Here is a 15360-nt window from a genome sequence, read left to right on the forward strand (position 1 = left end):
GCAATATGGAAAAGAAGTTACATCCAATACTACAGGGAATGATTCCTTTAGTTGAAGGAATTGCAAAAACATTGGGGAAAAATTGCGAAGTCGTGCTTCATGAAATTAAGGATAATGAAAAATCCATCGTAGCCATCACGAATGGACATGTTACAGGTAGATCAGTTGGAAGTCCTATGCTAGATGTGGGAATACAGGCAATTAGGAAAGGGAACGATGCTGATAATATATTAAACTATCGAAATAAAAGTTCAGATGGCAAAACGTTGAAGTCCTCAACGATGTTTTGTAAAAATGAAAAGGGCATCATTATTGGTTGTTTATGTATCAACATTGATATTTCAGAATTTATGATTGCACAACGTGTACTTGAAGAGTTAACATTTACAGATATAAAAGGGGAACCAAATCTAGGTGATACCACAACCAATAATGTGAATGATGTGTTGACTGCTATTGTCTCAGAGACATTAGAGTTATCAGGAAAACCTGTTGCATATATGAACAAAGAAGAAAAGGTAAATATTGTAAAAAAGCTAGATGATCAAGGTGCTTTCTTAATAAAAGGAGCAATTGACTATGTAGCAAAAATACTATGTGTCTCCCGTTATACGATTTATAATTATCTCGATGAAATCAGAGTTAACGGATAAGCGAGTAAAGGAGGAAATAAAATGTCAAAGGTAATCAATACAAAAAAGGCACCAGCAGCTATTGGCCCTTATTCACAGGCGGTGCAAGCTGGTAATATGTTATTTGTTTCTGGTCAAATTCCATTTGTTCCTGAGACAATGGAATTAATTTCTGAAGATGTACAAGAGCAAACCAAACAAGCACTGGAAAATTTAAAAGCAATTTTAGAAGAAGCAGGGCTAGGCTTTAAGGATGTTGTGAAAACAACAGTTTACATTAAAGATATGAATGAATTTGGAAAAATCAATGAGATTTATGGAGAATACTTTAAGGAAAATAAGCCTGCAAGAGCTTGTGTCGAAGTGGCAAGATTACCCAAGGATGTTAAAGTAGAAATTGATGCAATTGCTGTAGTAGAATAAGAAGACAAAAGTGGCCATGAAAATCGGCCACTTCTGTTATGTAAAGAAGAATTATATCTATGGATAAAAATACAATAAGAAGTTAAAATAAGAAGATTAGATATGACTGATCCAATTGAATGGGATCAAGAAGGATGGGAGGAGATGTGTATGAAAAACTATAGTATGTTTGATGTGATAGGACCTAATATGATAGGACCTTCGAGCTCTCACACTGCGGGGGCTTGTCGATTGGGAAAGGTTGCTTATAAAATTGCTGAGGGAGACATCAAAAAAGTCACATTTCTATTGCATGGTTCCTTTGGAAAGACATACAAAGGACATGGAACGGATAAAGCACTGGTGGCAGGAATATTAGGATTTGACCCCGATGATGAACAGATCAAATACTCCTTTCAGATGGCAAAAGAGAAGGAGATCCTGTTTTCCTTTGTAGAGGAGGACCTAGGTGAAGTTCATCCTAATACGGCTAAGATTATGATTGAGAAGGCCGATGGCAAGGAATTATCCATATTAGGTTCTTCAATTGGCGGAGGAAGCATTATCATTACTGAGATCAACGATCTGAAATTAGAGTTTACTGGAGAATATCCAACTATAATTGTTTCTCATAAAGACAGACCAGGATTAATTGCCAAAACCACAGCGATTTTATGTGAGTATGGCATTAACATTGCATTTATGAGGGTCTACCGATATCATAAAGGACAAAATGCATTTATGATTATAGAAACAGATAATGAGATTGTACCTGAGGTAGTAGGTGATATTAAAAAGGTAGCTGAAATAGATAACGCCTATCTGATCAGTATTAAATAGTTGAAGGGAGAAGAGATAGCAGATGAGTTTTACAAATGGGATCGAACTATTAGAAATATGCGAGAAAAGTAATAAAAAAATATATGAAGTGATGATCGAGAAGGAAATAGAAGATACCGGTTTAAGTGAAATTGAAATAAGGGAAAAGATGACAGAAAGTTTGACGATTATGAAGGAAGCATCACTAAAAGGATTGACCGAGGACATTAAATCTGTCAGTGGTTTAATTGGAGGAGATGCCAAGAAGGTAAAGGAAAGAAATGAAAAGGAAAGATCTGTATGCGGGCCATTGATGAGTAAAGCCATTAGTAGTGCCATGGCTATACTAGAGGTGAATGCTGCAATGGGCAAAATTGTTGCGGCTCCCACAGCAGGCTCCTGTGGTATCGTTCCAGGAACACTGTTAACAATAGGTGAAGAGTTTAACTTAAGTGAAGTGGACTTGATCAATGGGTTGATTACAGCCAGTGCTGTTGGATTCATTATCTCAAGAAATGCCACAGTAGCAGGAGCTGAAGGAGGATGTCAGGCTGAAACCGGTTCAGCAGCGGCTATGGCATCAGCAGCCATCGTAGAGTTAATGGGAGGAACGCCAAAGCAGGCCTTGGATGCTTCTGCCGTGTGCATTAAAAACATTCTTGGATTGGTATGCGATCCAATCGCAGGATTGGTAGAAGCGCCATGTGAAAAAAGAAATGCGATTGGAGCAGCAAATGCATTGATTTCTGCTGAGATGGCATTATCTGGTGTAGGTAGTTTAATTCCCTTTGATGAGGTTGTAGAGGCTATGTATCGAGTGGGCAGGTGTTTACCCTTTGAGCTTAGAGAAAGTGCCTTAGGAGGCTTAGCGGATACGCCTACAGGTAAAAGAATTAAGAAGGAAATACTAGGTGAATAACTTAGAATGAAAAAACGCCCATTGATTTTTAATGGGCGTTTTGATTACTTCATTAGATTTTTACTAAAGCTGTATCCCTTTCGTCTTCCATAGGACATTCCACGGCTTCTTCGCTTTCTAAATCTCAGATGAGCAATGAATAATTGCCAGAATACCAATACCACTAGGAAGCCACCTACAAATACCATTGGACGTCTAAGTCCTTCTATTATTGTACGAGAAAATGATTTTAGCTCGATGGATTGAATCGGGACTAATTCTACCTCACCGAGTATTTCGCCTCCTAAGGAGTAAATGATTTTACCATAGGTCTCTTCCAATAGAATTGGAGCACTTAGTTCATCATTAATAATCAATTGTTTTTCGATAAGAGATGGGTCTACATCTATAGGTAATATCTTGGTGAGGGAATCTTTTGAATATAAGGAAACTTCATCCTCCACGCCTTTTAATAATGGCTCAGTGGTAACGTAATGTTGTTCTTCAACCAATTGAACAAGCTGATAATTTTCAAATCCATAGTCAATCAATGCCCTTGAATCAGCATAAACATTAACTCCCTGAGCGCCTAAAACAACTGAAATGAATCGCTGATCCCCTTGTATAGCCGAGGCAATTAGACAATTTTGTGCTGCGTTGGTAAACCCTGTTTTGAGACCTTCGACGATGTCATACTTGATGTTTTGGTACTGTCCTCTGTATAAAATTTGATTTCCTGATCCCGTTCCCCATAGAAATCGATTGGTATTTCGATAATAACGAGTTTCAGGCGTAAATTCTGTTGGCTCAACGTCATAACGAACTGTGCCAGCAATTTCTCTAAGTACATCGAAGGTGATGGCATGTTTCCCGATCATGGCTAGATCGTAGGCTGTGGTTACGTGTTCCTCATCGGGTAAGCCATGGGGGTTGGTAAAGTGACTATTTAAAGCACCAAGCTCTTTAGCCCTTCGGTTCATTAGGTCAGCAAAGGCCTCAACGGATCCTGAGATGTGTGTTGCAAGCAGTTCAGCAACGTCATTTGCTGAACGGATCATCAGCACATGTAATAGCTCATTAACTGTGAAAGCCTCACCCTTTAAGAGATACATACCTGAACCACCAACGAACATATCTTCTTCTACTGTAATGACTTCGTCTAACTCAAGATTCTCTAAAACAAGTATCGCAGTAAGGGCCTTGGTAGTACTGGCAGGATAGGTGATTTCATGTGCATTTTTGTCATAAAGCACCTCTCCAGTCTGAAAATCAAGCAATACACCATTAGGGGCAGTGATAGAAGGTTTGCCTTCCCCATGAGATATATCAGGATTGAACATAAAAATTAAAGTAATCACACAAGTTAAAAATAAAGAAACACTTTTTTTCATCTGTAATACACCCCCCTCGTCAGCCAAGTTTCTACTTTATACAGTATATCAAACTTTTAGAAGAAAATTAAGGAAAAATTTTGTTAAATGTAAAGGAAATAAATGTTATCTTGTAGAAATAATAAAAAGTTGAACTATTATGGCGCGTATGATATAAAGGGGGTATAATAAAGTGAACCTTTCAAAGCAACAACGCTTTATTGTTTTTGCAGTAGTTGCATCAATTGTGTTATTGGTAGGTACATTCAATCACTTGAGGGATAGACGGGAAAAATACATTTTAAGTGGAGACAATCAGAAGGCAAATGTTGATTTTCTTCAGGAGGATAATCTGGAGATTGTTTTAAACCAACCAGAAAAAATCATTGTACATATAGAAGGAGAAGTTTATGCACCTGGAATATATGAATTAGGAGAAAGTAGCAGAATTTTTGATGCAGTAGAAGCAGCAGGTGGATTGACCCCTAATGCAGATCGTAGGAGGTTAAATCTTGCCAGACGATTGAATGATGAGGAATTTATTTATGTTGTCAGTCATGATGAAACAGAGCCCGTAGATGCTAACTGGGGACAGGAAGCATTAGTGGCAGGCAATCAAAGTCAAAATGCACTTATCAACATCAATTATGCCGACACAGAAGACTTAAAAAAGCTAAATGGTATAGGGGATAGCTTAGCCAAAAGGATTATTGAATACAGAGAGCTCAATGGATATTATCAGCAAATTGAAGATATACAAAATGTGAGTGGTATTGGCGAAAAGAAGTTTCAGGATATAAAAGATGAGATTACCACTAGATAGGATTGAATAGGAGGAGAGCACAAAGTGAATGAAGACAAAAGACTAACTCAAATGACGGCTAGTGCAGGCTGAGCGGGCAAAATTGGACCCGATGTCCTGGCACAGGTGCTGTGTCATATACCGAGAATAAAAGATGAAAAACTCATTGTTGGATTAGAAACATCAGATGACGCTGCTGTTTATCAAATTGATGAAGAGCGGGCGCTGGTACAAACATTAGACTTCTTTACTCCTGTTGTTGATGACCCTTATACATATGGACAAATAGCAGCAGCAAATTCCCTAAGTGACGTCTATGCCATGGGGGGACAACCACTCACTGCCATGAATATCGTATGTTTTCCTAGTTGTTTGTCTCCAGATGTTCTTAAAGAGATCCTTAAGGGTGGGGCAGATAAAATAATGGAAGCTAATTGCTTGTTAGTAGGGGGACACACAGTAGAGGATAACGAGCCAAAATATGGACTGTCTGTTACTGGCATGGTTTCTCCCCATGAGATTTGGACTAATGCTGGGGCTAAAGTTGGGGAATACTTAATTTTAACTAAGCCAATTGGGACAGGAGTCCTGAACACAGCAATCAAAGTAGACATGGTAGATGAAAGTCAATATGAGGACGCAGTCAAAGTGATGGTGACCCTCAATAAGTACGGGATGGAGGCACTGAAAGATTTCAACATTTCAGCTTGTACAGATATTACTGGTTTTGGTTTATTAGGCCATGCCTATGAAATGGCAAAGGGAAGCCATGTTTCGCTGGAAATATACAGTGATCAAGTACCTTTCATAGCCGGGGTTAAAGAATTTGCTAGAATGGGGATTATTCCAGGTGGTATGTACGCCAACAAAAAGCATATTGAAAAAGATGTAAATGTCAACGGTGACGTGGAGGAAGTGATAATGGATTTATTATATGATCCACAAACTTCTGGAGGACTATTGGTATCAATAGCTGAAGAACAAGTAGAAGAGGCTATAGAGAAGCTCACAGAGCTAAATTTAACTGAGTTTGCTGTCATAGGGAAAGTCGTTGAAAAAGATGAATTTACAATCTATATAAAATAAAGTTGGACAAAGAAAGGAGACAGGCAATAGCCTGTCCCCTTTCTTTGTAAAAATATATTAAATCATATTAATCTTAAACGTGTCTTTTAGTTGTAAAGAATTCCTTAGTCAACTTAAGAACAATACCACTTAATCCTAATAGACCAATTAAGTTTGGTATAGCCATTAATCCGTTTAATGTATCCGCAACGTCCCAGATTAATTCTAATCCACCGATGGCACCAACAACAATTAATGGAAGCCATAGAATACGGTAGAATTTATTGATTCCAGAACCAAATAAATGCTCAGCACATTTTTCACCATAGTAGGCCCAACTTAATATTGTAGAGAATGCGAAGAATAGGATACCGATTGCTACGATAATTCCACCAGGACCTGGTAAACCATGATTAAAGGCAGCAGTGGTTAATGCGGCACCAGTCAACTGATCTCCAGCTACATCTACAAGTTTCCAAGCACCTGTTGTGATAATAGTAAGAGCTGTTAATGTACAAATAACAATTGTATCAGCAAATACTTCGAAAATACCCCATAGTCCTTGTCGTACAGGGTGGTCTGTTTTTGCAGCAGCATGAGCGATTGGCGCACTACCTAAACCAGCCTCATTGGAGAATACCCCACGGGCAACACCAAATCGCATAGCCATCATAACAGTTGCGCCAGCAAACCCACCTACACCAGCTCTAGGTGTGAAGGCATAACTGAAGATTTCGCCAAATGCTGCAGGAATCGCAGCGGCATTTAGGATGATAATGACTGAAGCACCAATAATATAGAATACTGCCATGATCGGAACAACTTTTTCTGTAACAGAGGCAATTCGCTTAAGTCCTCCTAGGATAACTAAAGCAGCACCACCAGCTAAAGCTAATCCAGTTAGAAGCGGCGGAATGTTGAAAGTTGCATCTAATGCAGCTGCCACAGAGTTAGACTGAACCATGTTTCCGATACCAAAGGCAGCTACTGCCCCAAATATCGAGAATATAATCGCAAGCCATCTCCAGCCCAGTCCCTTTTCAATATAGTACATAGGACCTCCAACCCAGCTACCTTCTGCATTCTTTTCACGATATTCAATTGCCAAAACAACTTCTGCAAATTTGGTCATCATACCAAAGAAAGCAGAAATCCACATCCAGAAAATTGCACCTGGACCTCCAATTGCAATTGCTGTAGCAACACCGGCAATGTTACCAGTACCGATTGTTGCGGCTAAAGCAGTAGAGAGGGCTTGAAAAGGTGTAATATCTCCCTCTTCTGAAGCTTCTGGTTTGTCAAAAATTTTCATTAAGGTTTCTTTCATAGTAAATCCAAATTCTCTAACCTGTAAAAAGTTTGTCTTAAAAGAAAACCAAACACCAGTTCCAACTAACAGAATTAGCATATAAGGTCCCCAAACAAGGCTGTTTATGAAACCATTAATATTTTCAATAGCACTTATAAAACCGTACACATTAAAACCTCCTTAGAATTTAGTAATAATAAATGTAATGCGTTGTGCTCAGACTAGTAAGAAGGATAAATCGCTCTACGAACTATGTAACTAAAATGTTCACCCCCCTAGCTAAGATTTGATGGCTTCATTTCAAGGACTAATCAAATAAGAAACGTAAAGTCTCAGATGAAAGTAGATGCGAATAAAAAATGTATTTAAACGCAAGTTACTGAAGATAACTTCAATGATGAATTTGAAATGAAGTCTAAGAATTTTAAGTAAATAATTTCGAAAAGCACACCAGTAGAGAGTATTCCACATATCAGTAGAGAGTATTCCAAATTTGTACAACCTTCTTACTATTTACTATATTAACACAAATGTAACAGAAATGAAATAATTTTTTCCATAGGATACCAGTTAGTCTAGATATAAATAGGTGATTTACTGCACTAGATATTATAAAAGAAGCTTGTGCTTATAAGTGAAGATATAGAACATTTCTTATGTACTTTATAAAATGTTTTCTCATGGACAAGCCGCATATTCTAGAAAAAAATATGTTATAATCAACATAACACTTAACACGTAAGGAGTGATTGATCGATGAATAAAGGAAGAATATTAAGTCAACTGCCCTCGGTGGATGAACTTATAAAGAACCTTGAACATGATAAGCTTGAAAAAATGATACCAAGAAGTGTCGTTGTAGAACAAACGAGAATAACAGTTGATACCTATAGAAAAGCCATCTTAACAATGGATGAAGGCTCACTGAGAGATTATCAAATTGATATCACCTCGATGCATGATGAAATTAAGCAAGCCTGTGAGTCCTTTTGCTCTATGAACTTACGAGAAGTGATTAATGGAACAGGGGTCATTTTACATACTAATTTAGGAAGGTCATTGCTTAGTGAAGAAATAAAAGGACAGATATGGGAAGTTGCTTCCGGGTACTCTACATTAGAGATCGATGTCACCACGGGGAAAAGGGGAAGTCGATACAACCACGTAGTTGACGTTTTAAAACACTTGACTGGAGCAGAGGATGCGTTGGTTGTCAATAATAATGCCGCAGCGGTCATGCTTGTGTTAGGGACAATTGCTAAGGGCAAAGAGGTGATTGTGTCTAGGGGAGAGCTAGTGGAAATCGGAGGCTCCTTTCGTGTGCCTGATGTAATGGAACAAAGTGGAGGCAAGCTAAGAGAGGTTGGAACCACAAACAAAACACATTTGTGGGATTATGAAGGGGCGATTTCAGACGAAACTGCCGCTTTACTAAAAGTACATACAAGTAATTATCGGATTATGGGATTTACTGAATCCGTAGGCCTAGAAGAGATAGTCGAGCTTGGCAACCGATATCATATTCCAACCATAGAAGATATTGGTAGTGGCGTTTTAATTGATTTACAAAAATATGGTTTAGCACATGAACCAACAGTTCAGGAAAGTGTGAAAGCCGGTGTTGACATTGTTACTTTTAGTGGGGACAAGCTATTAGGAGGACCACAAGCTGGCATCATTGTTGGAAAGCGCAAGTGGATTGAAAAAATGAAAAAGAACCCTCTAACCCGAGCTATTAGAGTAGACAAATTAACCATGGCGGCTTTGGAAGCCACATTAAAACTCTATTTAGATGAAGACACAGCGATTAAACATATTCCAACACTAAAAATGCTAACGGAAAACCTAGACACAATTTCTGAGCGCGCATCGGACTTGTTTAGAAAGTTACAAGCTTTAGATGAGCACCTGCTAGTGAGAATTGAAGAGGATTTTTCTCAAGTGGGAGGCGGCTCTATGCCTCTTGAAAAATTACCAACAAAAGTAATTACCCTTGAGCATACAATTCTATCTGCGGCTCAAATGGAGACTAAACTGAGAAACTTTAAAAGACCGATTTTCACTAGGATTCGAGATGAAAAAGTAATGATGGATTTAAGAACCATAAGAGAGAAGGATTTTGTATTTATTGTAGAGGCATTAAAGACAGTTGCAAAGTAAGGAGGGACCACGTGGAAAACATAGTAATCGGAACAGCGGGACATATTGATCATGGAAAGACAACGCTGATCAAGGCACTGACAGGCAGGGAAACAGATCGATTAAAGGAAGAGAAAAAAAGAGGGATTTCAATTGAGTTGGGTTTTACATATTTTGACCTGCCAAGTGGTAAAAGAGCAGGTATTATTGATGTACCAGGACATGAAAAATTTATTAGAAATATGTTGGCTGGTGTTGGTGGTATGGATATTGTTTTGTTGGTTGTGGCAGCTGACGAAGGGGTTATGCCACAAACCAAGGAACATTTAGATATTATTTCTGTATTAAATATTAAAAAGGGTATCATTGTGATTACCAAGGCGGGATTAGTAGATGAGGAGTGGCTAGAATTAGTTAAGGCAGATATAAAGGAAAGGGTGAAGGATACCTTTTTAAGAGACGCAGATATGATGGCAGTCGACTCCGTTAATCAAATAGGCATTAAAGAATTGGTTGAAAAAATAGATCACCTGACAAATGAAACTGGTCCTAGAGATACCAATAGCCCTGCTAGGATGCCTATTGATAGAGTATTCACCATTACAGGATTTGGAACTGTGGTCACTGGGACATTGGGGCAGGGGAAAATCACAGTAGAAGATACCATGGAGATTTTACCAGCAAAGCAAAAAGTTCGAATCAGAAATATTCAGGTCCATGGAAAGTCTGTTAAGACTGCCTATGCTGGGCAAAGAGTCGCAATCAATTTAGCAAATGTTAAAAAGGAAGAAATTGAAAGAGGGTTTATTTTAGCACAAATAGATAGCTTAGAAGCAACAATGATGATAGATGCAAAGTTTAATATGTTAAAGGATGCACAAAGAATTATTAAAAATAGAGACAGGGTTAGAATTTATCATGGATCAGCAGAAGTATTGGCAAGGGTGAGCTTATTGGGAACAGATGAATTACTCCCAGGTGAAAGCAGCTTTGTCCAATTTAGACTTGAGGAATTGACTGCTATTAAAAAGGATGATCCACTTGTCATACGTTTATACTCACCTATGGAGACCCTGGGGGGAGCAATTGTCATTGATGGCAATCCTCAAAAACACAAAAGATTCGATCAAAAAGTAATTGAAGATTTGGCCTTACGTGAGAAAGGGACCCTTAAAGAGGTGATTGAGAAGCAAGTGGAACGATATAGCAATGAATACCCAGATATTTCATTTATTTCCAAAACAATGGGATTGCAATTAACAGAAGTTAAGGAGCAAATTCAATTACTAGAACAAGAAGACAAGGTGGTTTTTCTGGGTTCGGGACATGTTTTACACCAAAAATATTTTGGGGATTTAAAAGAGAAGTCATTGACGTTACTAAGCTCTTACCATGAGGGGAATCCTTTAAGAAAAGGTATGTTAAAGGAAGAATTAATCAGCAGGCTTTTTACCACTAAGTTTAATAAAGTTGCTGATTCTTTTTTACAGAAACTCTTTGAAGCAGGGGAAATAAAAATCTACCAAAAATATGTGGCCATGAGTACCTTTCAAGTCAAGTTTAATGAACAGCATCAAAAAATAAGAGCTTTATTAGAGAAGGCTTACGGAGAGCAATTTTATAATCCCCCAAGGTTAGAGGATGTAACGAAACAATTACCATTCGACAATGAAATAATAAACCAAGTAATCGAGGCGATCATGGATGAGGTGTTGATTAAAATTAGTTCAGACATCACACTTCATATGGATGCCTATAAAGAAGCAAAAAATAAGTTGTCAGATCACATTGAGAAAAACGGAAAAATAACATTGTCGGAGTTTCGTGATCTTCTAGATACAAGTAGAAAGTTTGCGGTTGCAATTTTAGAGCATTTCGACAACCACAAGATTACAAAGCGACTAGGGGATACACGAGTCTTAATGTAACATACAAATAGGTATTGAACCCTAAAAGAGGTGAAAAAATGGTATACAAATTGCTAGTTGTTGACGATGAACCGTTATTAGTGAAAGGATTGAGATATAGTCTTGAACAAGATGGGTACGAAATATTATCTGCCTCTGATGGCGAAGAGGCCTTAGATAAATTTAATAAAGGGTCCTTCGATTTAATCATTTTAGATTTAATGCTACCTAAAATCGACGGATTGGAGGTGTGTCAAACAATTAGACAAACCTCACAAACGCCGATTATTATGCTGACGGCTAAGGGTGAAGACATGACTAAAATACTAGGGCTAGAGTATGGCGCTGATGATTACATGACAAAACCCTTTAATATTTTAGAACTAAAAGCAAGAATAAAAGCAGTTCTAAGGAGAGCACAAAGCAAAGAAGGAAATGTGGGAGAACGTGTGATTCATATTGATGACTTTAAAATCAATACAATGGGCAGAAAAGTAAGCATACATGGGGAAGAAGTCAATTTGACCGCCAAGGAGTTTGATCTATTACTACTCTTAGCATCAAATCATGGTAAGGTCTATAGTAGGGAGGCGCTATTGGAAATCATATGGGGATATGAATATTTTGGAGACCTGAGAACAGTAGATGTACATGTGAGAAGATTAAGAGAAAAGGTAGAATCAAACTCTAGCCAACCAAAGTATATCTTAACTAAATGGGGGGTAGGCTATTATTTTAGAACCAAATAATCGCTTTTTTAGTATTAGGTGGAAGCTCATTTCCACTTATTTACTATTACTTTTAGTTGCCCTAATGATTATTAATATATATGTATACCGCACAATTAAAGAAGATTACTTAAGAGATAAAGAAATGAATTTACTCACCCAGGCCAATATGATAGCTACCCGGACTACTGAAGCCATTTATGAATCAAATCATCAATTCGATCAATTTGCGTTGAAGGAAATGATGCAATCTTTTGATGCACAAATACAAGGTAGGATTTTAATTGCTGATGAAAATAGGATTATCGTATACGACTCTTTTCATGAGTTTAATAATAAAAAATTAGAGCATCCAAATATTATTAGAAGTATTAAAGGAGAAACTGTTGTCCGAGAATATCATTCTGAACAGTATGGACGGACCATGTATACCAGTGTGCCGATTACGAGACAAAGTCATGTTGTGGGTGTGGTTTTTTTATCGGTATCCCTAGAACATGTTTACGATAGAATTGCTAATGTTTCTAATCGCCTGATTGTTATGTCTTTTTTGGGTTTGGGAATGATTACTGTGATTAGTATTTTATTTGCAAATCTGATTACAAAACCGATTAAACGATTGACGGAAACGATGCAAAAAACTGCTCAGGGAAAGTTTGGTGGACGCATTCCCATAAAGGGAAATGATGAAATAAGCCAATTAGGAGTAGCCTATAACTTAATGAGTACAAAACTAAGTCAAATAGACAAGCAAAGAAGAGACTTTGTGGCCAATGTATCCCATGAATTAAAGACACCATTAACTTCAATGAAGCTACTTTCAGAATCCTTACTTATGCAAGAAGGTGGAGATATTGCCATCTATAGAGAGTTTTTAAGTGATATAGATACGGAGATAGACAGACTCAATAAAATTATAGAAAGTCTATTAATGCTAGTAGATCTAAATGAAGATAAATTAACAATAGAGTATGAAATCACCTATGTGAACTATTTAGTTGAAAAGGTTACGCAATCCATCAAACCTTTAGCTGAACAAAAAAAAATAAAAATCATTATTAACCAGTGGCATAAGATTCAAATATATTTAGATCAAGGCAAAATTCATCAAGCACTGACAAATATCATTTACAATGCAGTCAAATATACTGAAGATGGTGGGAAGGTTGTCATTACACTCTATCGTGAAGGTAATCGTGCCATCATTAAAATCGCTGATAATGGTATTGGTATTTCTGAAGAAGAACTGCCCTATATATTTGAACGATTCTATCGAGTAGACAGTGCTCGGTCAAGAAAAACAGGAGGATCTGGATTGGGATTATCAATATCTGAACAAATTATACACCTTCACCAAGGAACCATTGAAGTGGAGAGTAAAGAACACAAAGGAACAACTGTTTATGTCAAATTGCCCATAGATTTAAAGACAGGGTTATAGTATTTGAATCTGAATTGTAGGGGGATTTATGGTGAAAAATGGATTGTTGTTTTTATTAGTTTTGACAATAAGCACAATGCTATGGGGATGTGGGCCAATCCAAGAAATGGATGAGATTGAAATTAGCCCTTTTCCTGAAAGAAAGATTGAATTGACAACACTTTATTTTAAAGTTAAGGGAGCAAGATCATTAGAAAGGGAGACAAGAGTAATTGAGAGGACTTTTGAATCCGCTGAAGAGATGATTGTAAAAGAGCTCATTAATGGACCTACAGAAGAACATTTACTTGAAACCCTTCCAAGGGAAACAAAGGTCCAGGGTGTCATAATCATTGGTTCAACAGCATATGTTAATCTTTCTCAGGAATTCATCTGGGAATTTGATGAAAAAATACATGATGAGTCTATTACAATTTACTCGATTGTAAACACACTAACGGAACTCAATAAAATAGATGACGTACAGATTTTAGTAGATGGAGAAACACTAAATCAATACCAACAGTATGTCTCTTTAAAGCAAATATTTGACCGAAATGAAAAGGTGATGAGAGAGGAATTGCCTTACCCCCACGAAGTACTTAAACGCTATTTTCAGGTAATTGATGAACAGGATTATAGAAGAGCTTACGATGAATTATACATTCCCCTTAGTCAAAACATTGACTATTTAAACTTCTATCGATATATGTTGATAAATAAAGGACATATTGAAAAACATAAAATAACTAAGTACAGCACACAATATATGGAAAATGAAATCGTGCTAAAAGTAGATTATGATGAGGAGAATTTTAATGGTGAAATAATTGAACATATTGGAGAACCCTTTCACTTTAGAAATCACTTGGGAGAGTGGAAAATTGTAATAGATGATATTGAATAAGAGTATGGTGACTTTATATGATTTCATGATATTAGAATGACGACATACGTTGACAAAACTAAGAAGTTTTTACATAGTTTCAGAGAATGTTAAATAAATGCTTATAATATAGAATAATAACCATTTGAGACTAAACCAGTTTCAAGTGGTTTTCGTTGTTTTTGTTATTTATAAATACTTAGACGTCCAAATGACGTCGGAGGGGGAACCCTAAATTCACTTCTACTGCACAATGCAGGTTGATACAGTATCAGGATCAACTGTTAGCAGCAAAGTAATATTAAAAGCAGTTGAGGAAGCCTTAGTTGCCAATTGAAAAGTATTACAAGTCATAAAATGAAAAAACAGTATAGGAATATATGTATTGAGGGAAAAATAGGGCATCTGCTGAAAAGTGGGTGTCTTTTTTTGGACAAGAGCAGATTGAGAATAGGGATAATTAGGGGATTTGAGTTATTTTTTTGGTAGTTGTTGAAAAATATCGAAATTTATTGGAAAATAGTGGCTGATAAATTTGATGGAGAGTTGTTTGGTAGGTTAATTGAGAAGGTTGTAGTCAGGTCACTGGTTGAAGGTACGTTTGAGTTATATGACTAGCAAAGCCTTCAATAGTCCACATAATCATGTGTTTGAAGAAGTGAACCGTACCTGTGATCGTATCTCTATTATAAAAGATGGTAGGCTTGTGATTACTGATCAAACAATGAACTTAGAAGCACAACAAGGAAAAGTATATACTGTCATCGTAAAATCGTCAAAAGATATTGAATGCCTTGAAAGCACTGGTTTGGATATATGGCTGAATAAAATCAGTATTTTTAGATATTTTAACCCTGCGAAAATTATTAATGGTAGCGTAGATATATTATCAACAGCAATAAGCTTTTTTATACTTAGAGTTATTTTGTATGGTGCATCAATATATATTTTTAATAAACGGAAATTACCACTTTAGGTATTAA

15 protein-coding genes are annotated in these 15360 nt (G+C 37.0%); 13 read left to right on the plus strand and 2 right to left on the minus strand.

Going from position 1 to position 15360, the window contains the following annotated elements:
- Nucleotides 1-5: 5 nt before the first annotated feature.
- The 4 genes from AMET_RS11440 to sdaAA all read left to right on the plus strand — a co-directional run bounded on the left by AMET_RS11440 (nucleotide 6) and on the right by sdaAA (nucleotide 2772).
- Complete coding sequence (locus tag AMET_RS11440; protein WP_012063447.1) at nucleotides 6-653, plus strand: helix-turn-helix transcriptional regulator; 648 nt, start codon at nucleotides 6-8, stop codon at nucleotides 651-653.
- 21 nt (nucleotides 654-674) lie between these two features.
- A complete protein-coding gene (locus AMET_RS11445; protein WP_012063448.1) occupies nucleotides 675-1055 on the plus strand; it encodes a RidA family protein in 381 nt (126 codons plus the stop codon).
- Nucleotides 1056-1205: 150 nt separating this feature from the next.
- The gene (sdaAB, locus tag AMET_RS11450; RefSeq protein ID WP_012063449.1) at nucleotides 1206-1874 is read left to right on the plus strand and encodes an L-serine ammonia-lyase, iron-sulfur-dependent subunit beta; all 669 of its coding nucleotides are present in this window, start codon (nucleotides 1206-1208) and stop codon (nucleotides 1872-1874) included.
- A 22-nt stretch (nucleotides 1875-1896) separates the two neighbouring features.
- Nucleotides 1897-2772 carry an L-serine ammonia-lyase, iron-sulfur-dependent, subunit alpha gene (gene sdaAA / locus AMET_RS11455; protein ID WP_012063450.1) on the plus strand — a complete coding sequence of 292 codons (876 nt, stop codon included), beginning with the start codon at nucleotides 1897-1899 and terminating at the stop codon, nucleotides 2770-2772.
- Between the two features lie 44 nt (nucleotides 2773-2816).
- Here sdaAA and AMET_RS11460 read toward each other — a convergent pair whose 3' ends face one another.
- A complete protein-coding gene (locus AMET_RS11460; RefSeq protein WP_012063451.1) occupies nucleotides 2817-4142 on the minus strand; it encodes a D-alanyl-D-alanine carboxypeptidase family protein in 1326 nt (441 codons plus the stop codon).
- Between the two features lie 172 nt (nucleotides 4143-4314).
- Between AMET_RS11460 and AMET_RS11465 the strand changes: the two genes are divergently transcribed.
- Together AMET_RS11465 and selD are read left to right on the plus strand one after the other, a co-directional pair.
- The gene (locus AMET_RS11465; RefSeq protein WP_012063452.1) at nucleotides 4315-4944 is read left to right on the plus strand and encodes a helix-hairpin-helix domain-containing protein; all 630 of its coding nucleotides are present in this window, start codon (nucleotides 4315-4317) and stop codon (nucleotides 4942-4944) included.
- Between the two features lie 51 nt (nucleotides 4945-4995).
- Nucleotides 4996-6009 carry a selenide, water dikinase SelD gene (gene selD / locus AMET_RS11470; protein ID WP_083761098.1) on the plus strand — a complete coding sequence of 338 codons (1014 nt, stop codon included), beginning with the start codon at nucleotides 4996-4998 and terminating at the stop codon, nucleotides 6007-6009.
- Nucleotides 6010-6082: 73 nt separating this feature from the next.
- Here the strand turns inward: selD and AMET_RS11475 are convergent, their stop codons facing one another.
- The gene (locus AMET_RS11475; RefSeq protein WP_012063454.1) at nucleotides 6083-7465 is read right to left on the minus strand and encodes an alanine/glycine:cation symporter family protein; all 1383 of its coding nucleotides are present in this window, start codon (nucleotides 7463-7465) and stop codon (nucleotides 6083-6085) included.
- 588 nt (nucleotides 7466-8053) lie between these two features.
- Between AMET_RS11475 and selA the strand changes: the two genes are divergently transcribed.
- The 7 genes from selA (at nucleotide 8054) to AMET_RS11505 (ending at nucleotide 15353) form a co-directional block, all read left to right on the plus strand.
- A complete protein-coding gene (gene selA, locus AMET_RS11480; RefSeq protein ID WP_012063455.1) occupies nucleotides 8054-9457 on the plus strand; it encodes an L-seryl-tRNA(Sec) selenium transferase in 1404 nt (467 codons plus the stop codon).
- An 11-nt stretch (nucleotides 9458-9468) separates the two neighbouring features.
- Complete coding sequence (gene selB / locus AMET_RS11485; RefSeq protein ID WP_012063456.1) at nucleotides 9469-11364, plus strand: selenocysteine-specific translation elongation factor; 1896 nt, start codon at nucleotides 9469-9471, stop codon at nucleotides 11362-11364.
- A 38-nt stretch (nucleotides 11365-11402) separates the two neighbouring features.
- Nucleotides 11403-12092, plus strand: coding sequence for a response regulator transcription factor (locus AMET_RS11490; protein ID WP_012063457.1), 690 nt, complete (start codon nucleotides 11403-11405; stop codon nucleotides 12090-12092).
- Nucleotides 12093-12156: 64 nt separating this feature from the next.
- Complete coding sequence (locus AMET_RS11495) at nucleotides 12157-13512, plus strand: sensor histidine kinase (RefSeq protein WP_012063458.1); 1356 nt, start codon at nucleotides 12157-12159, stop codon at nucleotides 13510-13512.
- Between the two features lie 28 nt (nucleotides 13513-13540).
- Entirely contained in the window at nucleotides 13541-14398 is an 858-nt protein-coding gene (locus AMET_RS11500; protein ID WP_012063459.1) for a GerMN domain-containing protein, read from the plus strand.
- 232 nt (nucleotides 14399-14630) lie between these two features.
- Entirely contained in the window at nucleotides 14631-14714 is an 84-nt protein-coding gene (locus AMET_RS27375) for an FMN-binding protein (RefSeq protein ID WP_083760971.1), read from the plus strand.
- A 309-nt stretch (nucleotides 14715-15023) separates the two neighbouring features.
- The gene (locus AMET_RS11505) at nucleotides 15024-15353 is read left to right on the plus strand and encodes a hypothetical protein (protein WP_198135424.1); all 330 of its coding nucleotides are present in this window, start codon (nucleotides 15024-15026) and stop codon (nucleotides 15351-15353) included.
- Nucleotides 15354-15360: the final 7 nt, after the last annotated feature.

The sequence above is a fragment of the Alkaliphilus metalliredigens QYMF genome (genome assembly GCF_000016985.1).
GTDB classification, from domain to species: Bacteria; Bacillota; Clostridia; order Peptostreptococcales; family Natronincolaceae; genus Alkaliphilus_A; species Alkaliphilus_A metalliredigens.

Excerpts from the sequence above, each read along its gene's own strand:
- AMET_RS11440 (WP_012063447.1), top strand. The coding sequence starts at position 6 with ATGGAAAAGAAGTTACATCCAATACTACAGGGAATGATTCCTTTAGTT.
- AMET_RS11445 (WP_012063448.1), top strand. The coding sequence starts at position 675 with ATGTCAAAGGTAATCAATACAAAAAAGGCACCAGCAGCTATTGGCCCT.
- sdaAB (WP_012063449.1), top strand. The coding sequence starts at position 1,206 with ATGAAAAACTATAGTATGTTTGATGTGATAGGACCTAATATGATAGGA.
- sdaAA (WP_012063450.1), top strand. The coding sequence starts at position 1,897 with ATGAGTTTTACAAATGGGATCGAACTATTAGAAATATGCGAGAAAAGT.
- AMET_RS11460 (WP_012063451.1), bottom strand. The coding sequence starts at position 4,142 with ATGAAAAAAAGTGTTTCTTTATTTTTAACTTGTGTGATTACTTTAATT.
- selA (WP_012063455.1), top strand. The coding sequence starts at position 8,054 with ATGAATAAAGGAAGAATATTAAGTCAACTGCCCTCGGTGGATGAACTT.
- AMET_RS11490 (WP_012063457.1), top strand. The coding sequence starts at position 11,403 with ATGGTATACAAATTGCTAGTTGTTGACGATGAACCGTTATTAGTGAAA.
- AMET_RS11495 (WP_012063458.1), top strand. The coding sequence starts at position 12,157 with ATGATTATTAATATATATGTATACCGCACAATTAAAGAAGATTACTTA.
- AMET_RS11500 (WP_012063459.1), top strand. The coding sequence starts at position 13,541 with ATGGTGAAAAATGGATTGTTGTTTTTATTAGTTTTGACAATAAGCACA.
- AMET_RS27375 (WP_083760971.1), top strand. The coding sequence starts at position 14,631 with ATGCAGGTTGATACAGTATCAGGATCAACTGTTAGCAGCAAAGTAATA.